This is a genomic window from Zhongshania aquatica, assembly GCF_027257955.1.
GTDB lineage: Bacteria > Pseudomonadota > Gammaproteobacteria > Pseudomonadales > Spongiibacteraceae > Spongiibacter > Spongiibacter aquatica.
The window spans coordinates 180,481-199,846 of record NZ_JANZNQ010000006.1 but is presented as its reverse complement, the minus strand read 5'-3'; the positions used below and the strand labels follow the sequence as shown (position 1 = coordinate 199,846).

The window sequence follows — 19,366 nt, the reverse complement described above, 5'->3', positions numbered from 1 at the left end:
CGCCGGGACATGCTCGAAACGCTATCTGATACGCTGGCTCCTTCCAAGGATGATCAACAACCGCTCTGCAGGGCGTGAAGTAACGGCAGGAACTTTGCACTAGCCGTTGTTAGATCAGTAAACGCTAGTTCTCTGCGAACGGGATAGGATTTGCGTAGTAGATCGAACTCATCACCCCGAGCGGGTGACTGGATGATCCCACGAAAACGCAGATTATCTTCCTCCACATCGTAGACCGAGGTGACTGCACAGCGAATAAAATCGACTTCATCTGCACCGTCACAGGAAATTGGCGCGGTTGTAGCCAAGTAGTCAGGTGTATCAAAGGGTTTCAACTCCTCATTCAAAAACGCCGCCAGTTCTGATGCCACCATACGAAGACCTGTTAACTTGCCGTCGGCGCTATACCCCGCAATGTGAGGTGTAGCAATCTGACAAGCTGACGCAAGCGCGACAGGGAACGCCGGCTCCCCTTCCCAAACATCAAGCGCCAATCTAATATCTGGTCGTTGCGCAACAAGGGCCTGTAAGACCTCAGTCGCTACAACCTCACCCCGCCCAGCATTTATGAGCGCGGCATTCTTTGGCATCGCAGTTAATTGGTCGATGCTCAGCATATGGAAGGTTGGAAACGGGCCGTCACGGGTTAATGGCGCATGCAGACAAAGCAAATCACTGCCAATAACCGATTCCAAATTACACAACCCAGAAAATTGAGACTGATCCAGCAACGGGTCATAGGCGCGCCAAGCTATGCCCAGCGCGCTCAAGCGGCGCCCCAAACGGCGCCCTACGTTGCCATAGCCAATAATGCCGACGGTAGCCCCTGCGAGTAAACGATCAAGGATGTTATCGATACGACAAATCGCACTAAGTACATAATCCACCACCGATTCTGCATTTGAACCAGGGGCATTGCAGTAGCGAATGGCATTGGCGCTCAAGTATTTAAGGTCGAGGTGATCGGTGCCAATGGTGGTAGATCCGACAAAGCGTATGCGGCTTCCCGCAAGTAACTGCTCGTTGACCTTAGTGACTGAGCGAACAATCAACACCTCGGCGTCGCCAATACCATCCTTTGTTAATTGCCTACCATTAACCTGCTGCACCTCACCAAATTGAGAGAAACACGCCACAGCCGCAGGTATATTTTCGTCAACCAGTATTTTCAATCGCGCTGCAACTCCCAAAACCACTTAAAATTTTATCTATAATTTACTATATATTTGTTTCATAAGATTATAATTTAATTAATAAATTTAAATTCATAATACTCAAAATCAGTACAAGGCATCGAACCAAAGTGCGTGCCTAGCGCCTGACAAAACTGCGCAGCTCTTGGCGGGAGCCCAAAGGCAAGATAGCGACGTACGTTTTGCCACACCGCCAGTCGAAATGGAAACGGATCAATTTCGTCACCATCGAGATTATCAACGCTCACTCTAAACTGACGGCCCGCGGCAACACTGAATAGCCACTCCAAAGCCTGCGGTTTAGCCTCTACAGATTCGAAGATTCGCTGCTGCTCCACCCCTCGGCCATCTGGCTCGTACCAATAACCATAGTCAACTAGCAATCTTCGCTGCTCGCCAGCAATGCACCAGTGCGCCGCCTCGTGCAGTGCGCTGGCGGCATAATCTGAGCGAAAAACAATCTGATGGTAATCGATCTCAGCATCAGCCGGTCGATATAGCGGCTCTTCGCCTCCACCTACCAAACGGGTTCGATTCGACGCCCAAAAACACGATTCAAACACAGAACAGATGCGGTCAGCGTCGCTAGGAATATATTCTGCCGCCAAGTTAGCCTCAGGCATTTCGCAACAAGCCTTGCTCACCAGCGATCGGCTCAGAGTATACACTCTCATGCCGGGTCAACATGTCGATGTATTCACCAGACAAAAAGTCACGGCCGGCCAATAAATGCGCCAAATAGCTGCTTTCTGGCAGCAGATTGTTGTTGATATAGGCTGGATTCGCCATATAGATCCATGTGCTACGCGGACCTGAACTGGTATTCACATGAACACACTCACGGCTATATCGGACTGGGGTGCCTTCAAAATAATCCATTAGATCTAAGTCTTCGGCCTTCGCAAGTGTGTATAAAACACCTTCAACGTGATAGTCAGACGCGTGCTGAACATTGGCGTAAGCGATGGACGGCTTACAATGCGACTGTTTGTTAAACACCAGGCGGAATCGCGGCAATATCGCGGCCTCTGCCTTAACAAAGTTTAAGCCCCGCGCCCGCATTCGGGCCGAGTTCATATTAGAGCCGTAGGCAAAATAGCAAGAAGTCATTATCAAACACTTGGCAAATCGATAAACAGAGAGTAATTTTAACAGAAAGGGACATCGCCGCGACCGAGTTTGCACCAACTCGGATTTCAAATGAGATTTCCTTTTGAAAGATTTCGCCGAAAGTCACACTTTTAGCGAAATCCGCTGGCATGCACCGCCCGCTACGTGAGGAATTATTATGGCTCCACGTAACCCCGGTAAGCCTTCGTCCGCGAAGATAATCCCCTTTCCTCTGCGTTCTTCACGCGATGAGGAAAACAGAATTTTACGCGTATCCCCCGAATACGAGGGACTTTGCCTCCTTTATGCCCATCACGCCCTAAGTCGAGACAAGCTCTACGCCGTAAAAATATTATGCTGGGCGCGCTTGGCCAATGGCCAGAATGTCGCGGTGCTACCTTGGCTGAATGGCGTATCACGCTGTATTGACCTAACAGACCCCCAAACCGGATTATCACAAGGCTATTACGACCCCCGAAGCACACGTCATTTTAGCGAAGCACCACCCCATCACATTGCGGCCCTAGATGCGATGCTGGAATATCCCGCTCCGCTTAGCGCTACTGTTGTCCAGGAAGTACCCGATCTCATTGGTAGCCATGCCGCTTTACTTAGCGATGAGCAACAATTCGCGCTAGAACCGGTGATTAGTTGGCGATTATATGAGGACGGCAAGCTGGAGGCGCTAGTCGCAGATATGGATTTGGCGCGCCACTCACCCGTACTAAGTAATGATGAGAGTCTTTACCCTGTGCAGAGGGAGTCAAACTTCCGCTACTTCTTTCAATATCACATTGCCAACCAAATTAAGGCTGGCGGACAAATTGCCACACGGGCACTGAGCCAATTATTAACCACCTAAGATTAACCGGCGCTAATATAGCGCCGGTTAATCTTAGGCTTTTTTAACGAAGTAGTGATATTTCCCGGCGCTGTCGTCTTGGGCCATGAGTTCATGACCCAAGAAATTACAAAACTTAGGGATATCACGGGTTGTAGCCGGGTCGGTTGCAATAATTTCTAAGACGTCACCTGACGTTATATCCCGAATCTTATTATGTAACAACATGACCGGCTCTGGACAAAAAAGTCCGCAAGTGTCTAATGTATGATCTGCCTCTATCGCCAAACGCCCACTCTCCAAATACCAATTCTAATGCGTGAGCAATATCACCCAGATTCTGCCAAACCGAGCTTAGTCTTTTGCAATAACTGACCAACTTTCCGTATCAGGACTAAACACGATGGCAGCCCTCTTCGTCTCAAGGGCCTTGCGTAGCTGACTAATCTTTTCCTCTAAGCTCACTTCACGTTCGCCATAATCAGTGCCGTCGCGGGTCGCTAACTCCTCTAACATTCCCTGAAAGGCATCCGGGCTAAGCTTTTGCCACGGAATTTCTACGTAATCATTCATGTACCGGTTTACCAAATTTAAGTGTCATCCGATCACTCTCTCCAATCGCCAAATAGTGATCACGCTGCTCTTCACCCAAGCGCAAACTGGGCGGCAAGGTCCATACGCCTTTAGGGTGGTGGTGATTATCCTTGCTGTTGGCGTTGATTTCACTACTGTCTAACAATAAAAATCCGGCTGATTCCGCCAGCGCAATAACTTGCTTTTCGGAAACATAACCGCTCTCAATCATAGTGTCTAAGCTTGCGTCGGCATCGGCTCGATGCTCAACCACCCCCAGGATACCGCCGGGTTTTAAGGCTTTGAACGCCGCTGCGAATACATTTTCTGCCACACCCGCTTTCAGCCAGTTATGTACATTGCGGAAGGTAAGGACCTTATCTGCAGTGCCCGCTGGGGCAATATCACTATACCGTGGAGGTTGCAGTGTAGTGATCGATATATTGCCGTACACCTCTGGATTCGCAGCGAGCTTTTCTTCAAAACTTTTACGCGATTTAGTGTAGTAGGCAATGTCGCTGTCTTTCGCGAATTGAGCGGTGTACAACTTTCCACAATCACCAACAATTGGCGCGAGCACCTCGGTGTACCATCCGCCGCCCCCCGGCCACAATTCAACCACCGTATCGCAGGGCTGAACGCCAAAAAATAACAGTGTTTGCAGAGGGTGGCGATATTTATCACGCTCCCTATTCTGCTCACTACGGTGCTCGGCATCGAGTACCTCGGCCCACATTAAGTCGGTAACGGCTGGCGCAGCAAAGGCAGCACCACTCAAAAATAACGACATAAATACTGAAACTGCGCGTAACTTCATTCTATTTCCTCTTTGACCTACCAATGTTCATCATCGCGCCTGATCTGCAATAAATGCACGTACATGTTCGACTTTGTCCGCCATAGTTTGTTCACGATCTGAACGCGTGCCAATTTTTAGTTGGGTTGATAATCTCGGAACGCCCATCTCATGTAAACGCGCATGGCAACGTTTGATTGCCTCCATCACGGTTTCCCACTCGCCTTCTATATTGGTGCCGTAAGCGTGCAAGTGGTGCGACAAGCCCATACTGGAAATGATCACTTGGCATTCAGCAATATAGGGCGTCAATGAGGCCTCGACATTTAAGGGCGTTATACAAAAATCTACAATCACTTTCATGCAATACCTCTAAGGCTGTTTGCCGCGATACAGTCGTAGTATCATCAATCAGCTATAATCTAACACTAACCATTCCGAAAAGGACGACACAGTGAACGACTCGCTTGTCTTTACATTTTTAGGACTGGATCGGCCCGGTTTGGTTGAACGGCTGGCCGATCTTGTCGCCGACCACCACGGAAACTGGCTTGAAAGCAGAATGACTAAACTTGCGGGACAATTTGCTGGGATTGCGCGTGTCACGGTTCCCGAACAAGAAGTTGATGAACTTAGTAATGCCCTGTTAAGCCTTAACGTTGAAGGCTTAACTATTAATATTCAGCCCGGACAACACGCCCCAACAACAGCGACGTCTGCAGCCAAAATATGCAAGCTTCATATTCTCGGTAACGATAGACCGGGAATTGTTCGCGAAGTAAGCCGTGCTTTAAAACAACAACAAATCAATGTGGTGGAAATGAGCTCAAACATTACCAGTGCAGCTATGAGCGGCGATTCACTATTTGAAGCCCACGTAAGTGCGGAAATGCCTCTCGGATGCAATCTTGATGAACTAGAAGAAAGCTTGGACACTATAGCAGACCAACTCAGCGTAGATATTATACTGAGCTAAAACGGCTAGTTCCCCCGTATTTTGTGCACCGCAAATACTAGCGCTGCCGCAAGTAGCGCTATAAAACCTACACCGAACACACAAAGCAACAAATACTCTGCAATATCCCGCCAAGGTACGTCAAAGGTCCACACCGCCGAGCACACCAACATGGTAGTCGCCAGTACAGCGAGAACCGGTGTCCGGTAGCGTTTATAGGCCTTTATATACTGATTTACCACATTGCTTTACCGTTTAAGATTAATTAATACGCGCTTTTGAATTTAGCCTAAAGCATCTTCACGAACCCATTCGCAACGCAATCGCCCCGCTCCCTGACCCGGAACATGACTCTCATCTTCAGCTTGCCAGACAAAAGTGTGGGTGCCGTTATAGGCGGTTTGCAAATGCACTGTGGCCGTTACCCAATACATCTTATGCAGTATTTTTTCGAACTGCTTTATCCATTCATCCCATTCATGCTCTATTGCTTTGTAAGAGCTACCGAAATGAATAACATCTGTTTGGCAATCGCCAAAATCGATTGCCGGCCTAGGCGCAGAGAACATCTCACGGCAAAGCAAGGGCCAGTCTTCCGATGCAGGCAATGAGGCAGTCACCAACTGATTATTGTCTCTTCGTTCAGCGACATCCTCTTTACTGCGCGCATACAACATATCTGTGATGCACCCGTAAACCACCGATTCCTGTGCCATAGCCTCACCCAATTAATGTCTTCTGCGCGAGTCTACAAAAGCAATTAGCCCTCGGCTAGTTATTTTCAGACATACCCTACGTCGCCGCGCCACTTTCCTTAGTCAGGTGAAGATAGCGCCACGCCAGCCAGTAAGCGACTGCTGCGGAAAAAGCTGCCACAACAAAACACAAGACACCGCTGAAATCCCACACCCAGCCACTTAAGATAGCACCAACTGCACCGCCCAAACCAAAACTTAGGCCACTGTACAAAGCCATGCCCTGCCCCTGATGACCAACAAAACATGTCCTAATAATTTCTATACCCGCCGCGTGGTAGCTACCAAAACTGGCCGCATGTAAACACTGTGCAATAATAAGGATCCACGGATAATCGACAAAAAAGGCAATAAGCAACCAGCGCAAGCAAGACAGCGCCAAACTCCAAAGAACAATATTGCGCAAGCTAAACGCCGATAAAACTCGATGCATCCCCATAAACAGGAAAACTTCTGCGATCACGCCCAACGACCAAAGAACGCCTATCTCGGTCTTAGAATATGAGTGAGCCTCAAGGTAAATACTGAAAAAGGTATAATACGGGCCGTGGGATAACTGTAAAAAAAAGCTAATAACAAAAAATGATATAACCGCGGGCCGCCGCAGTATACCGCCAAGGGATTGACGAAGATTTTTATTATGTACCGCGCTCTCACCCTTTTCAGATACCAATAAGCTGGCCAGCCAAATACCAGTGAGTAGTATGCTAATGATATAAAGCAGATGGACAATCGGCTGGCGATCTAACCACCAGCCAACGACAAGCACCGCTAGAATAAAGCCGATGGATCCCCAAACTCGAATAAGGCTATATCGCCCGTAGCGTCCCGATAAGTGGGACAGCGTCAGCACATCAAACTGGGCTAGCACCGCATTCCAAAAAAAGCTGTAGGTCACCACCACAGCGGCAAGCCACCAAAAATCGGAGCGCAAATACACACCGGCAAAAGCGAGAATGGCTGCAAACGCACCAAATCGTATTATGCGAGTTCGATAACCGTAGGTATCAGCCAGCCAGCCCCAAAGGTTTGGCGCAACTATCTTGGTCCCCATGACCAGCGCGGTGAGTATGCCAATATCCTCAGAACTAAAGTCTAAAGATTTTAGATATAAAGCCCAGTAAGGAAGCCACGTTCCAAGGAGCGCAAAATAACAAAAATAAAAGCCCGATAAGCGCCAATAAGGCACCCGACCTGCCATAGCTAGGGGTTACGCCTTGGCGGCGGGTATGACAGGCGTAGTAGAGTGCACACCGACATTCTGAGCACGATTGCGTAACAAATGATCCATTAAGACAATTGCCACCATCGCTTCTGCTATCGGCACTGCGCGAATACCAACACAGGGATCATGGCGACCGGTGGTAATCACCTCTACGGGGTTACCGTCAATATCGACAGTTTTTCCGGGCGACAAAATACTCGACGTGGGTTTTAGCGCCAGATGAGCCACTAGGTCTTGGCCACTGGAAATACCACCCAATATGCCACCCGCATTGTTAGAGGTAAATCCTTCGGGGGTAAGTTCATCGCGGTGGATACTGCCTAAGGCGTCGACACAGTCGAAGCCAGCGCCGATCTCTACACCTTTTACCGCATTGATACCCATTAAGGCGTGGGCAATGTCTGCATCTAATCGATCAAACACCGGCTCGCCCAAACCGACTGGCATACCCGTCGCTACGACCGTCAACTTAGCGCCAACGGAGTCGCCAGACTTACGCAGTTTCTGCATATATTCTTCCATTGCGGGCACTTTGTCAGCATCTGGGCAAAAGAACGGGTTGGTCTCAACAACATCCCAGTCGAGCTTTTCTATGGCGATAGGACCCAGCTGTGAAAGATAACCACGCACTTCCACTCCGCAGTGGCTCTGCAGGTATTTTTTAGCCACCGCGCCGGCAGCAACCCGCATCGCGGTTTCACGTGCCGATGACCGACCACCACCCCGATAATCACGGGTGCCATACTTCTGCTGGTAGGTGTAATCAGCATGCATTGGGCGGAAACGATCTTTAATTTTACCGTAATCTTTTGAGCGCTGATCGGTATTTTCAATAAGTAGCCCGATCGATGTGCCGGTCGTTTTTCCTTCAAACACCCCAGACAAAATCTTTACCACATCATCTTCGCGACGCTGGGTTGTATAGCGCGATGTACCCGGTTTACGGCGATCTAAATCGCCTTGTAAATCCAGTTCAGAAAGCTCTATACCTGGCGGACAGCCGTCAATAATTGCACCGATGGCAAGGCCGTGGCTCTCACCAAAGGTGGTGACTGTAAACAATTTACCGATGCTGTTACCTGACATGGAATTTCCTGAACCTACTTTAATTAACGCTGCTAAATTGCCGACGGATTATACGGTAAACTGCTGATGACGTCAGACACTCACGCAAAACTATCTGCGTACTCGATCAATTGTTCTTTTGTCATGACAAAAACGCCGTGGCCGCCACGCTCAAACTCCAGCCACATAAAAGGCACCATAGGAAAAGCGTCATCTAGAGCAACGCAGCTATTCCCAACCTCCACAACTAGAACGCCACCAGTATTAAGGTGCTCGGCAGCATGTCGTAGAATTTTCCGAGTTATGTCGAGACCATCCGGGCCAGACGCTAGGCCAAGTGCTGGCTCGCGGTGATACTCAGCTGGCATATCGGCTAAATCTTCGGCATCAACATAGGGTGGGTTACTCACAATCAGGTCGTACTGCTCCCCCACCAGCCATTCAAACACATCAGACTGAACGGCGCGTACCCGATCAGAAAGCTCGTGACGGGCAATATTAATGTCTGCCACATTGATTGCATCGAGGGAAATATCAGCAAGATCAACACTCGCATTCTCAAATTGATATGCACAGGCGATACCGATACATCCGCTACCTGCGCAGAGGTCTAAAATTCGCGTAGGGTATACACCAGAAAGCCAAGGTTCGAAATCTTGAGCAATCAATTCAGCGATTGGCGAGCGTGGTACCAACACTCGCTCATCAACATAGAATGACAAACCGGCAAACCACGCCTCTTTAGTCAGGTAAGCGGCCGGCACCCGCTCTTCAATGCGGCGGGCAAGTAGGCGTAATATTGTCTCCCGTTCGCCTAGTGTTAACCGCGCATCTAATAAATCCGCCTCAAAATCGAAGGGAAGATTAAGCACATGGGACACCAAAACCCGCGCCTCGTCGTAAGCATTGTCTGTTCCGTGACCGAAAAATAAACCCGCACGGCCAAATTCGCTAATGCCCCAGCGCAGATAGTCACGGATTGTAAAAAGCTCATCGCTAATTCTGTGTGGTGTGCTCAAAAGGTCATCCAATATTACAAAAAGATAATTTTACACTACCTAAACCAATTGTCCTGCATGATCGTAAACCAATCAGGTAGAACGGGTTTATTAAGAGATTCAACTTATTAAGTTCGTTTGGAAAGTAACCCGGGGTTTGTTACCATTCCGAGCCCAACGACGCACTAAGGATACCCTGTGGAAAAGGCGTTTGCAGACATCATTAAAAAAATCGGCGAAGATCCAAGTCGAGATGGACTATTAGATACTCCCGCGCGTGCGGCAAAGGCCTTTGAGTTTTTAACAGAAGGCTATCGACGAGATGTTAAAGACGTCGTAAATGACGCCTTGTTCGAATCAGATTGCAACGAAATGGTGGTTGTTTCGGACATAGAGCTATATTCGCTTTGTGAACATCACCTCCTGCCTTTTATTGGCAAATGCCACGTCGCTTATATTCCACGTGGAAAGGTACTCGGCCTGTCGAAAGTAGCTCGGATTGTTGATTTGTACGCGAGACGCTTACAAATTCAGGAAGGCTTAACCACCCAAATCGCCAACACCATGATGGAAGTCACCGGCGCAGAAGGCGTTGGGGTTATCATTGAAGCTCGCCATATGTGTATGATGATGCGCGGTGTAGAAAAGCAAAACTCCGTCATGCGTACCAGCGCAATGCTAGGCGCGTTTAAAGATAATCAAGTGACTCGCACTGAGTTTTTAGCTCTTATCAATATGTAAGATGCCTGTGCTCGTAAACTCTTTTTACGAGCCAGCTTAGCCTTCAGAGATTACTTCGTCAGTCTTGATGTTTCTCGTCCTGCCAATAGCTCCTCGAACCATTCAGCTATTTGTTTAGACTGGGTTTCCATATGACAGTGGTGGTGCCCTTCTATTTCACGCAACGCAAAACAGTGGTCAATTTTAATATCGAAACTGCGCAACCATTTACCAAGACCTTCCGACGCCGAGACGAGTATCGCCGGCGCCGTTATCGCATCGAGTGATGCCTGAATCTGTGGAAGAATCAGTTTTACTGGAGACGCATATTTTAAGCGCTTATCACTACGCCAGTAGTAGCGACCATTTTCCGCTTGATAGCTACCCCTTTCAACAATAGCTCTTGCGGCCTCTTCAGTCATTGGCGTTGCCCGGCAGCGAGCAGCAACCGCTGAATCAAAACTCGTATGGCCTTTATCTCCGAGACTAGAATCAGCCGAAAAATCGCTTATATACTTGGCCAACTGAGCGGGGAAATGTCCGGGAGCCTCCGGCTCAGGTATTAAGCCATCAATGCAGAATAAATGACTCACACGGTCAGGGAATGCGGCGCCGAGTAGACCTGCGATAATCGCCCCGCGAGAATGCCCCATAAGGCAAAATTTCTGCCAATCCATCTGACCAGCCACTGCAATAATACAACGCAGATCATCCCAAATAGCGTAATTGCCACTGGGAGGCTTATGATCACTAAAACCGTGGCCCGGCAAATCAATTGCCAAAATATGTAAATGGGGTAAATGCGATGCAAGAGCATCAAAGCTCGCCGCGTTGTCCATCCAACCGTGCAGAGCAATCACAGGTATACCTGAGTCGTCACCCCAGAGCTTCGCGGCTATTGTTAAACCATCGACAACAAAGCGCCTTTCGGTAAACGAAACAGAACTCATCGGCCGTTATGATCGTAGTTTGGGTAGTGCCGCAGCCACTCAAGGTTGCCACAGCCCTGCGCGAAAACCTCGGCGGTAACCATGGCCATACTCGCAGTATGCATTCCCCAATAACTTTTATTTGCCCCGCCATGCCAAAAGTCGATGGCATTGCTCAATAAGGGGTTATGAGACACCAACATTAGCCGCTGTCCTCTAAAGGTTGACAACATTGACTCCAATTCTGATTGCGGAGTATCTGGCGTTAATGACGATTTAAGACGCGGTTTAAGCTGCCAATCACGATTAATAATTGCTGCCGTTTGTACTGCCCGCCGGTAGGGGCTGACCCACAATTCGTCGGGCTGCCAGCCGCTGGCACGAATCCAATCCGCGGCCGCCTGAACCTCTCGCTGCCCCTGCTCTGTAAGCTCGCGCTCAATATCCGTTTTACATTCCCACGATGCAGCGCCGTGCCGAATCAACAAAATTTCCATAAGACCTATTACATTACTTTATAGTGAAATCAACATCGCGGCTTTGTTCAGCACACATCATTGTACCTATGACTTCACTTACCTGACGACCATTGTAGATAATGTCGTAGAGACCGTTTACCAAAGGCATGTAAATATCTAAAGCATCGGATTGTTCTTTCATTAACCGGAGGGTATTCACACCTTCAGCAACTTGACCGAGGCTGGCAACAACTTCATTTAGATCTCTACCCTGCCCTAACTCAAAGCCAACTCGATAGTTGCGGCTCAGTGGCGATGTGCAGGTAACAAATAAATCACCAACCCCAGCAAGGCCCATAAAAGTAAGCGGATCAGCTCCTTTAACAACGGCATAACGACTCATTTCAGCCAAACTGCGGGTTATCAACATACTGATGGTATTGTGACCACAACCCATAGCCGCCGCCATTCCGGCAGTTATGGCATAGACGTTTTTTAAGGCGCCGGCCAATTCAACACCGTACATATCATTGCCAGCGTAAACCCTAAAATAAGAGCACTGCAGTATATCTTGGATGACAGTGTTGACCTCTGGATCCTCGCTCGCTATTACCGTTCCAGTTATCATTCTGGCGGCTAATTCTTTGGCAAGATTGGGGCCACTCATTATGCCCAAACGAACCTGAGGAAGCTCTTCCCGTAAGACTTCACTCATTAATTTATTACTTTCAAACTCGATGCCCTTGGTCGTGCTGACTAATATCGTGCCGGGAGCGAGAAGACCCACTAACTGGCGTGCTACCTCTCTGCTTGATTTACTAGGAATGGAAAAAAACACCGCATCACAACCGGCAACCGTTTCTTCAAGATTACTGCTCGCACGGAGCGAAGGATTTAGCTTTATACCAGGGAGATAAACTTCATTGCTGTGACGTTCATTAACTTCACTAACACGCTCTTCTGTTCTCATCCATTGACAGGTGTCGTGTCCATTGTCCGCCATTATATTGGCAATCGCGGTACCAAAGCTGCCACCACCAATTATCGCAACTTTATATTTATTGCACATGCTACACCCTACTATTGTCTTATTTACCGAGAGTTTATCACTGCTACACAAGACTAAAACAATAAAGGCGGCTTTCGCCGCCCTTTTTGTTAGTCTCTACGCGCTTAACTCAAGTAGTAGTTTATTTAGCTTGTGAACATAACTGGCAGGATCTTCCAATTGCGCCCCCTCGGCTAAATGGGCCTGATCAAATAACACGTCCACTAAATCAGCAAAACGATCTTCATCGCTTTCTTGGTCTAACTTAACGACCAGAGGATGCTCTGGGTTAAGCTCGAAAATAGGCTTGCTAGGTGGCAAGGCCTGACCAGCAGCCTCAAGCATTCGGCGCATCTGCGCACCCATATCATCTTCCGTCACCACCAAGCATGCTGGCGATTCAGTTAAACGGCTAGTTACACGTACCTTCTCAACCTTATCTGCCAAGACCTTGTTTACGCGTTCAACGAGGTCTTTATGCTCTTCTGCCAGCGTTTCCTGCGCTTTTTTCTCGGCTTCGTCTTCCAAATCGCCCAGATCAAGTTCACCGCGACCGACGTCTTGGAATGGTTTACCGTCAAATTCTGACAGGTGATTCATTAGCCAATCATCGACTCGCTCAGACAGTAATAACACTTCTATGCCTTTTTTGCGGAATACCTCTAGATGCGGACTATTCGACGCGGTCTTATGACTTTCGCCAACCACGTAGTAAATCTTGGCCTGACCCTCTTTCATTCGCGCCACATAGTCTTCAAGAGAGTGGGTTTGATCCTTGCTACTGTCGTGGGTAGTCGCAAAACGTAGCAACTTGGCAATTTTCTCTTTGTTGCTAAAGTCTTCTGCCGGTCCCTCTTTTAGCACTTGACCAAAGGCTTTCCAGAATTGCTGATATTTCTCTACATCGCTCTTTGCGAGCTTACTCAACATGTCCAACACACGTTTGGTCAATGCGCTCTTCATTGCGTCAACGGCGGGATCTTGCTGCAAAATCTCACGGGAAACATTCAACGACAAATCGTTGGAATCGATAACCCCTTTCACGAAGCGCAGATACAGCGGTAAAAACTGCTCAGCATCGTCCATAATAAACGTGCGCTGAACATACAACTTCAGTCCACGTGCGGCATCGCGATTCCACAAATCCATTGGCGCCTGACCAGGTAAATACAACAGGCTTGTGTACTCTAATTTACCCTCAACCTTATTGTGGCTCCAATAGAGCGCTGGACTAAAGTCGTGACTGACGTGCTTGTAGAAAGCCTGATATTCGTCATCTGTTACTTCACTGCGCGAGCGTGTCCACAATGCAGTGGCACTGTTCACCGCCTCAAATGTCGGCGCCTCTTGCTCTTCCCCTTCTTTGGCGGCGGGTGGCGTGTTTAACATTTGTACTGGAATGCTGATGTGGTCGGAGTATTTTTTAATGATTGAGCGAACGCGCCAATCATCGGCAAACTCAGAGTCTTCTTTACGTAAGTGAAGCACTACTTCGGTGCCGCGATCTGCTTTTTCGCACTCTTCTACTGAGAAGTCTGCCTCTCCAGTAGACTCCCAATGTGTCGCAGACTCAGGCTTATCACCCGCCCGACGGGTAAATACTTCAACCCGCTCAGCGACGATAAACGCTGAGTAAAAGCCGACACCAAACTGACCAATCAGCTGAGAATCTTTTTTGCCGTCGCCGCTAAGGTTTTTCAAAAACTCAGCGGTACCAGAACGTGCAATGGTACCCAAATTCGCTACAACTTCATCGCGGGACATGCCGATGCCGTTATCGCTAATGGTCAAAGTATTCTTTTCTTTATCGAGGCTAACCCGAACTCTCAAATCAGAGTCATTTTCATACAAAGCGCTATCTGAAAGCGCTTCATAACGTAATTTGTCAGCCGCATCCGAGGCATTGGAAACCAGCTCTCTAAGAAAAATTTCTTTATTGCTATACATTGAGTGAATCATTAACTGCAGCATTTGCTTCGCTTCAGTTTGAAAACCCAGAGTTTCTTTTTCTGCTGTCGACATTGTTTCTACCTTTCTTCAAAAAAATTAAGTGTGGCCGCAGCTTGTACGGTCAGTGCTTATAAGATGGGGCCACAGCTTATTTTTTCAAGACTAGAATCAATGATTCTCTGGTAACACACGCGATAAAATGGCCTGAATATCGAGATTATTAGGAAGGCAGCCATATACACCCTGCCCCCCGCTGAGGCGTGAGCGAATAAAGGCTTCCGCAACGAAAGCCGGCGCGGCTTTAACCAACAAGGCTGACTGCATGGTTAAGGCAAGCTGTTCAACCAGATAACGCGCGCGAAACTCAAGCCGATCAGCCGTGGTAAAAAGCGCCCTTAGGTTCGCAATCGCACTATCCAGCAATTCGTATTGCCCCCAACTTTTTTCCATTTCATCGAACCAGCAAGCCAATACCGCCGGTGTCTTCTGTAGCGCACGCAACACGTCTAAGGCCTGAATATTGCCAGACCCCTCCCAAATCGCATTAATAGGCGCTTCTCTGTAAAGCCTTGGCATGATGCAATTTTCAATAACGCCGTTCCCGCCGAGGCACTCCATCGCTTCATAAGCGTGACCTGGCGTTCGCTTACATATCCAGAATTTCCCAACGGCAGTACCTAGACGCATCAAAAGCTGCTCTGTTGGATCTTCGGCATTATCCAAGGCGCGGGCCATCCGCATCGTCAACGCTAGGGAGCCCTCGACCTCAAGTTGCAAATCTGCCAATACATTTTGCATTAAAGGTTGATCAATAAGACGCGCACCAAAAGACGAACGCTGTCGAGCATGATTTACCGCCTGTGCAACAGCTTGCCGCTGCCCCGCCGTTGACCCAACCATGCAATCAAAACGCGTTAACGCCACCATTTCAATAATGGCCGGCACACCACGCCCCTCCTCTCCTATCATCCAGCCATGTGCCTGCCGCAACTCTAGTTCCGATGAGGCATTTGATACATTGCCCATTTTGTTTTTAAGGCGTTGAACATAGAGGCCATTTTTAAGACCATCTTCGCGCCAACGAGGCACAAGAAAACAACTCAGCCCGACAGATGTTTTAGCCAGCACGAGAAAGGCATCACACATCGGCGCGGACAAAAACCATTTATGACCAGAAAGACTATATAAAGCACCGTTCCCCGAGCCACTTATTGCCACTGCGTTGGTTGTATTTGCGCGAACATCTGAACCGCCCTGCTTTTCGGTCATTCCCATACCAATCGTCACCGCACGCTTCTCGAAATACGGCACGTTCTCAGGCTGATAATCATTGGCAAGAATTTTAGGGAGCCAAACATCGGCCACAGAAGGGCTTAATTTTATGGTGGGTACCGAGGCAAATGTCATGGTTAAAGGGCAACCGTGGCCGGCATCAATCTGTGCCTGCATATAACTCAGAGCAGCACGCTTTACGTGGGCATTCTTCTCGCCTGCTTGCCACGGACCTGAATGTAGTCCTTCGCTAAGCGCCATGTTCATTAACTGATGATAGCTAGGATGAAACTTAACAAGGTCTACCCGGTGGCCAAATCGATCATGACTGTCAAACTGCGGTTTATTTTCATTGGCATCAAAGCCCCAAGCGATGGTCTCTGCACGGCCGCATCGTTCTCCGTGTCTAGAAACGGCAACTGTGTCTAGCAAACCTGCATACTTCACCGCTTCTTGAAGTGGAATATCACTACAATAAAGATTGTAGTTTTCCAATGCCGACGATTGATTGAAGACCTCGTGTGTCTCTGTGCTTGAGTCAACGAGATCAAAGTCTGGTTTGTTGTGAATCAACGACATAGATACATTCCTAAAGAATTTTTACGGACACTTGCTTTCGACTACCACCCCGACCGCTCGCAAGCAAAAATCACGCAGCGCTGCAGTGGTTAACTCACGACATTCAAGGTGATCCAATGGCCCCAATAAACTTTCTGCCATTGCCCCAACCAAGGCGGCAGCCGACAAGGCCGGTATTTGAGGTACTAACTCGCCGCTATCGACACCTTTTGCGATAACTTTTTCGAATAGGGCCGCATACTTCTTACGGTACTTAAGGCGCGCAATATCCACTGCCGGCTCGACGGGCTCGGCAATAAGTGCCCATGCCAGTTTCGGCGCAGCAAAAGCTCGTTGCGAAAACACTTCTGCTGCGGCAGCAAGACGATCTGACATAGTTCCGTTGATATCTAAAACAGCCGATACAGCGTCTACCTCGCGGATAGTCGCCCGCCTGAACACCTCGGTGGTCAATTCATCTTTATTACTAAAATATCGGTATACCGTGCCCACACCGACACCTGCGGCTGAGGCTAATGCCTGTATCGTTAATGCACCGAATCCACCTTCCCTCACCAAGGATTCTGCCGCATGAAGCAGGGCCGACTTTTGCGCCAGTTTGCGCTGCGTTACTAAGGGGGTTTCGCGATACGCCATAGAGACTCCGACAAGGATCAAACAAGTGAATCATGATTCACTTGTTTGATCAAGAATTAGATGCGTGATTTACTCGATGCCAAAAACGCAAAAAGGCGGCCGAAGCCGCCTTTTCTAACAAAACATCTAAACCTTACCAGCCGGTAATTTCTTTTAGAGCTTTGCCAATGTCCGCCAGTGAGCGAACGGTTTTAACGCCTGCATCTTGCAGCGCGGCAAACTTCTCATCAGCAGTACCTTTCCCGCCAGAGATGATCGCACCAGCATGACCCATGCGCTTACCAGCAGGTGCAGTAACACCGGCAATGTAAGACACAACAGGCTTGGTCACGTTTGCTTTGATGTAAGCAGCCGCTTCTTCTTCAGCGGTACCACCAATCTCACCGATCATAACAATCGCTTCGGTTTGTGGATCATTCTGGAACATCTCCAGAATATCGATGAAGTTAGAACCAGGTATCGGGTCACCGCCAATACCTACGCAAGTAGATTGGCCGAAACCGTAATCAGTTGTCTGCTTAACCGCTTCATAGGTTAAAGTACCTGAACGAGATACGATACCTACTTTGCCTGGCAAGTGAATGTGACCAGGCATAATGCCGATCTTACATTCGCCTGGGGTGATAACACCTGGGCAGTTTGGTCCGATTAGACGCACGCCTAACTCGTCGCACTTCACTTTACATTCCAGCATATCCAACGTTGGAATGCCTTCTGTAATACAAACGATCAGCTTGATGCCAGAATTAGCGGCTTCAAGGATAGAATCTTTACAGAATGCTGCAGGCACATAGATAACAGATGCTTCAGCACCCGTCGCCACAACAGCGTCTGCAACAGTATTAAATACTGGCAAACCTAGGTGCTCTTGACCGCCTTTACCCGGCGTCACGCCACCAACCATTTTAGTGCCGTATGCAATCGCTTGCTCAGAGTGGAAAGTACCCTGTGCGCCAGTGAAACCTTGGCAAATCACCTTGGTGTCTTTGTTAATTAAAACGCTCATTATTTACCCTCCGCTGCTTTAACGACTGTTTCAGCCGCTTCAGTGAGGCTGTTTGCAGCGATAATGTTCAGACCGCTTTCTGCAAGAATCTTAGCGCCGACGTCTGCATTGTTACCTTCTAGACGAACAACAACAGGAATCTTCACACCAACTTCTTGTACAGCACCGATGATACCGTCAGCGATCAAGTCGCAACGTACGATACCGCCAAAAATATTTACCAGCACAGCTTTAACGCTGTCGTCTGACAAGATAATTTTGAATGCTTCAGAAACACGTTCTTTAGTTGCGCCGCCGCCAACGTCTAGGAAGTTAGCCGGTGCACCACCGTGTAATTTAACGATATCCATGGTGCCCATAGCCAAACCAGCGCCGTTTACCATGCAGCCGATGTTGCCATCGAGCGCGACATAGTTCAGCTCAAAGCTAGCGGCATGCGCCTCACGTGCATCTTCCTGTGAAGGATCATGCATTTTTTTCAATTCAGGATGACGGTACATCGCGTTGCTATCGACAACCAATTTGGCGTCTAGGCAGTGCAGATTACCTTCGCTAGTAATAACCAGCGGGTTGATTTCCATCAACGCTAGGTCTTTATCTTGGAACAATTTAGCCAAACCCAAGAAAATATTTACAAACTGCTTAACCTGAGTTGGGTTTAAACCCAATTGGAAAGCAAGCTCGCGACCTTGATATGGCTGTGCGCCAGTCATCGGGTCGATAATTGCTTTGAGAATCTTCTCTGGAGTCTCTTCTGCAACTTTCTCGATTTCAACACCACCTTCGGTAGATGCCATGAAAACGATACGACGTGATGAACGGTCTACAACCGCGCCCAAATACAATTCTTGATCAATGTCAGTGCACGATTCAACCAAGATCTTAGATACTGGCTGACCATGCTCATCTGTTTGATAGGTTACTAGGTTTTTACCCAGCCACTTCTCAGCAAATGCTTTGATCTCTTCTTTGCTGCTAACTAGCTTAACGCCGCCAGCTTTGCCACGGCCACCAGCGTGAACCTGGGCTTTAACAACCCATTTGTCACCGCCAATTTTATCAGCTGCAGCTGCAGCTTCTTCCGGGGTATCACAGGCATATCCTGTTGAAACAGGTAGCCCGTATTCAGCAAACAACTGTTTGCCCTGGTACTCGTGAAGGTTCATGTTGGAATTACCATCTCGGTCTGTGGAAGTGTTAAGCGAGTTAGATCCTGTCAGTGACTTGGCCCGCTCCCTCTGCACATTGCAGTAACAA

Annotated in this window: 23 protein-coding genes; 3 read left to right on the top strand and 20 right to left on the bottom strand. The window is 48.4% G+C overall.

The genetic code is table 11. From position 1 onward, the window contains the following. Positions 1 to 53 precede the first annotated feature (53 nt). The 3 genes from O9X78_RS08440 to O9X78_RS08430 all read right to left on the bottom strand — a co-directional run bounded on the left by O9X78_RS08440 (position 54) and on the right by O9X78_RS08430 (position 2,303). Positions 54 to 1,172: a 4-phosphoerythronate dehydrogenase gene (locus O9X78_RS08440; RefSeq protein WP_269619197.1), complete on the bottom strand. Its 1,119-nt coding sequence runs from the start codon at positions 1,170 to 1,172 to the stop codon at positions 54 to 56. A gap of 74 nt (positions 1,173 to 1,246) precedes the next feature. Beyond that, positions 1,247 to 1,816: an elongation factor P hydroxylase gene (locus O9X78_RS08435; RefSeq protein WP_269619196.1), complete on the bottom strand. Its 570-nt coding sequence runs from the start codon at positions 1,814 to 1,816 to the stop codon at positions 1,247 to 1,249. Beyond that, positions 1,809 to 2,303 carry a gamma-glutamylcyclotransferase family protein gene (locus O9X78_RS08430; RefSeq protein WP_269619195.1) on the bottom strand — a complete coding sequence of 165 codons (495 nt, stop codon included), beginning with the start codon at positions 2,301 to 2,303 and terminating at the stop codon, positions 1,809 to 1,811. Before O9X78_RS08430 ends, O9X78_RS08435 begins: the two co-directional genes overlap by 8 nt. Positions 2,304 to 2,481: 178 nt before the next feature. Between O9X78_RS08430 and O9X78_RS08425 the strand changes: the two genes are divergently transcribed. Continuing rightward, on the top strand, positions 2,482 to 3,165 hold the full coding sequence (locus O9X78_RS08425) for a hypothetical protein (protein WP_269619194.1): 684 nt from the start codon (positions 2,482 to 2,484) through the stop codon (positions 3,163 to 3,165). A gap of 33 nt (positions 3,166 to 3,198) precedes the next feature. Here O9X78_RS08425 and tusA read toward each other — a convergent pair whose 3' ends face one another. The 4 genes from tusA to O9X78_RS08405 all read right to left on the bottom strand — a co-directional run bounded on the left by tusA (position 3,199) and on the right by O9X78_RS08405 (position 4,876). Beyond that, positions 3,199 to 3,432: a sulfurtransferase TusA gene (tusA, locus tag O9X78_RS08420; RefSeq protein WP_269619193.1), complete on the bottom strand. Its 234-nt coding sequence runs from the start codon at positions 3,430 to 3,432 to the stop codon at positions 3,199 to 3,201. A gap of 66 nt (positions 3,433 to 3,498) precedes the next feature. Then, positions 3,499 to 3,717, bottom strand: a complete 219-nt coding sequence (locus O9X78_RS08415) for a YheU family protein (RefSeq protein ID WP_269619192.1) — start codon at positions 3,715 to 3,717, stop codon at positions 3,499 to 3,501. Then, positions 3,710 to 4,534: a class I SAM-dependent methyltransferase gene (locus tag O9X78_RS08410; protein ID WP_269619191.1), complete on the bottom strand. Its 825-nt coding sequence runs from the start codon at positions 4,532 to 4,534 to the stop codon at positions 3,710 to 3,712. Before O9X78_RS08410 ends, O9X78_RS08415 begins: the two co-directional genes overlap by 8 nt. Before the next feature lie 30 nt (positions 4,535 to 4,564). Next, entirely contained in the window at positions 4,565 to 4,876 is a 312-nt protein-coding gene (locus O9X78_RS08405; protein WP_269619190.1) for an MTH1187 family thiamine-binding protein, read from the bottom strand. 91 nt (positions 4,877 to 4,967) lie between these two features. Between O9X78_RS08405 and O9X78_RS08400 the strand changes: the two genes are divergently transcribed. After that, a complete protein-coding gene (locus O9X78_RS08400; protein ID WP_269619189.1) occupies positions 4,968 to 5,489 on the top strand; it encodes a glycine cleavage system transcriptional repressor in 522 nt (173 codons plus the stop codon). A 5-nt stretch (positions 5,490 to 5,494) separates the two neighbouring features. On the opposite strand, the gene O9X78_RS08395 is transcribed toward O9X78_RS08400, so the two are convergent. The 5 genes from O9X78_RS08395 to prmB form a co-directional block, all read right to left on the bottom strand. Beyond that, positions 5,495 to 5,710 (bottom strand): hypothetical protein, encoded by a 216-nt coding sequence (locus O9X78_RS08395; RefSeq protein WP_269619188.1) that lies wholly within the window; start codon positions 5,708 to 5,710, stop codon positions 5,495 to 5,497. 42 nt (positions 5,711 to 5,752) lie between these two features. Further along, on the bottom strand, positions 5,753 to 6,184 hold the full coding sequence (locus O9X78_RS08390; protein ID WP_269619187.1) for a hypothetical protein: 432 nt from the start codon (positions 6,182 to 6,184) through the stop codon (positions 5,753 to 5,755). Positions 6,185 to 6,260: 76 nt separating this feature from the next. Next, positions 6,261 to 7,424: an MFS transporter gene (locus tag O9X78_RS08385; RefSeq protein ID WP_269619186.1), complete on the bottom strand. Its 1,164-nt coding sequence runs from the start codon at positions 7,422 to 7,424 to the stop codon at positions 6,261 to 6,263. 9 nt (positions 7,425 to 7,433) lie between these two features. Then, entirely contained in the window at positions 7,434 to 8,534 is a 1,101-nt protein-coding gene (gene aroC, locus O9X78_RS08380; RefSeq protein WP_269619185.1) for a chorismate synthase, read from the bottom strand. Between the two features lie 80 nt (positions 8,535 to 8,614). Beyond that, a complete protein-coding gene (gene prmB, locus O9X78_RS08375) occupies positions 8,615 to 9,532 on the bottom strand; it encodes a 50S ribosomal protein L3 N(5)-glutamine methyltransferase (protein WP_269619184.1) in 918 nt (305 codons plus the stop codon). Between the two features lie 177 nt (positions 9,533 to 9,709). Between prmB and folE the strand changes: the two genes are divergently transcribed. Further along, entirely contained in the window at positions 9,710 to 10,252 is a 543-nt protein-coding gene (gene folE, locus O9X78_RS08370) for a GTP cyclohydrolase I FolE (RefSeq protein ID WP_269619183.1), read from the top strand. 50 nt (positions 10,253 to 10,302) lie between these two features. Here folE and O9X78_RS08365 read toward each other — a convergent pair whose 3' ends face one another. The 8 genes from O9X78_RS08365 to sucC all read right to left on the bottom strand — a co-directional run bounded on the left by O9X78_RS08365 (position 10,303) and on the right by sucC (position 19,275). Further along, entirely contained in the window at positions 10,303 to 11,181 is an 879-nt protein-coding gene (locus tag O9X78_RS08365) for an alpha/beta fold hydrolase (RefSeq protein WP_269619182.1), read from the bottom strand. Continuing rightward, the gene (gene sixA, locus O9X78_RS08360; RefSeq protein WP_269619181.1) at positions 11,178 to 11,657 is read right to left on the bottom strand and encodes a phosphohistidine phosphatase SixA; all 480 of its coding nucleotides are present in this window, start codon (positions 11,655 to 11,657) and stop codon (positions 11,178 to 11,180) included. The genes O9X78_RS08365 and sixA overlap by 4 nt, the downstream gene beginning before the upstream one ends. A gap of 13 nt (positions 11,658 to 11,670) precedes the next feature. Continuing rightward, entirely contained in the window at positions 11,671 to 12,687 is a 1,017-nt protein-coding gene (locus tag O9X78_RS08355) for an NAD(P)H-dependent glycerol-3-phosphate dehydrogenase (protein ID WP_269619180.1), read from the bottom strand. 96 nt (positions 12,688 to 12,783) lie between these two features. Continuing rightward, positions 12,784 to 14,688 carry a molecular chaperone HtpG gene (gene htpG, locus O9X78_RS08350; protein ID WP_269619179.1) on the bottom strand — a complete coding sequence of 635 codons (1,905 nt, stop codon included), beginning with the start codon at positions 14,686 to 14,688 and terminating at the stop codon, positions 12,784 to 12,786. A gap of 96 nt (positions 14,689 to 14,784) precedes the next feature. Further along, positions 14,785 to 16,467: an acyl-CoA dehydrogenase family protein gene (locus O9X78_RS08345; RefSeq protein WP_269619178.1), complete on the bottom strand. Its 1,683-nt coding sequence runs from the start codon at positions 16,465 to 16,467 to the stop codon at positions 14,785 to 14,787. 21 nt (positions 16,468 to 16,488) lie between these two features. Further along, a complete protein-coding gene (locus O9X78_RS08340; RefSeq protein ID WP_269619177.1) occupies positions 16,489 to 17,103 on the bottom strand; it encodes a TetR/AcrR family transcriptional regulator in 615 nt (204 codons plus the stop codon). Between the two features lie 133 nt (positions 17,104 to 17,236). After that, entirely contained in the window at positions 17,237 to 18,109 is an 873-nt protein-coding gene (gene sucD, locus O9X78_RS08335) for a succinate--CoA ligase subunit alpha (protein ID WP_269619176.1), read from the bottom strand. Continuing rightward, entirely contained in the window at positions 18,109 to 19,275 is a 1,167-nt protein-coding gene (sucC, locus tag O9X78_RS08330) for an ADP-forming succinate--CoA ligase subunit beta (RefSeq protein WP_269619175.1), read from the bottom strand. Before sucC ends, sucD begins: the two co-directional genes overlap by 1 nt. Positions 19,276 to 19,366: the final 91 nt, after the last annotated feature.

Coding starts and splice junctions, on each gene's coding strand:
- O9X78_RS08435 (WP_269619196.1), bottom strand. CDS start 1,816: ATGCCTGAGGCTAACTTGGCGGCAGAATATATTCCTAGCGACGCTGAC.
- O9X78_RS08430 (WP_269619195.1), bottom strand. CDS start 2,303: ATGACTTCTTGCTATTTTGCCTACGGCTCTAATATGAACTCGGCCCGA.
- O9X78_RS08425 (WP_269619194.1), top strand. CDS start 2,482: ATGGCTCCACGTAACCCCGGTAAGCCTTCGTCCGCGAAGATAATCCCC.
- O9X78_RS08415 (WP_269619192.1), bottom strand. CDS start 3,717: ATGAATGATTACGTAGAAATTCCGTGGCAAAAGCTTAGCCCGGATGCC.
- O9X78_RS08410 (WP_269619191.1), bottom strand. CDS start 4,534: ATGAAGTTACGCGCAGTTTCAGTATTTATGTCGTTATTTTTGAGTGGT.
- O9X78_RS08405 (WP_269619190.1), bottom strand. CDS start 4,876: ATGAAAGTGATTGTAGATTTTTGTATAACGCCCTTAAATGTCGAGGCC.
- O9X78_RS08390 (WP_269619187.1), bottom strand. CDS start 6,184: ATGGCACAGGAATCGGTGGTTTACGGGTGCATCACAGATATGTTGTAT.
- O9X78_RS08385 (WP_269619186.1), bottom strand. CDS start 7,424: ATGGCAGGTCGGGTGCCTTATTGGCGCTTATCGGGCTTTTATTTTTGT.
- aroC (WP_269619185.1), bottom strand. CDS start 8,534: ATGTCAGGTAACAGCATCGGTAAATTGTTTACAGTCACCACCTTTGGT.
- O9X78_RS08365 (WP_269619182.1), bottom strand. CDS start 11,181: ATGAGTTCTGTTTCGTTTACCGAAAGGCGCTTTGTTGTCGATGGTTTA.
- sixA (WP_269619181.1), bottom strand. CDS start 11,657: ATGGAAATTTTGTTGATTCGGCACGGCGCTGCATCGTGGGAATGTAAA.
- O9X78_RS08355 (WP_269619180.1), bottom strand. CDS start 12,687: ATGTGCAATAAATATAAAGTTGCGATAATTGGTGGTGGCAGCTTTGGT.
- htpG (WP_269619179.1), bottom strand. CDS start 14,688: ATGTCGACAGCAGAAAAAGAAACTCTGGGTTTTCAAACTGAAGCGAAG.
- O9X78_RS08345 (WP_269619178.1), bottom strand. CDS start 16,467: ATGTCGTTGATTCACAACAAACCAGACTTTGATCTCGTTGACTCAAGC.
- O9X78_RS08340 (WP_269619177.1), bottom strand. CDS start 17,103: ATGGCGTATCGCGAAACCCCCTTAGTAACGCAGCGCAAACTGGCGCAA.
- sucD (WP_269619176.1), bottom strand. CDS start 18,109: ATGAGCGTTTTAATTAACAAAGACACCAAGGTGATTTGCCAAGGTTTC.
- sucC (WP_269619175.1), bottom strand. CDS start 19,275: ATGAACCTTCACGAGTACCAGGGCAAACAGTTGTTTGCTGAATACGGG.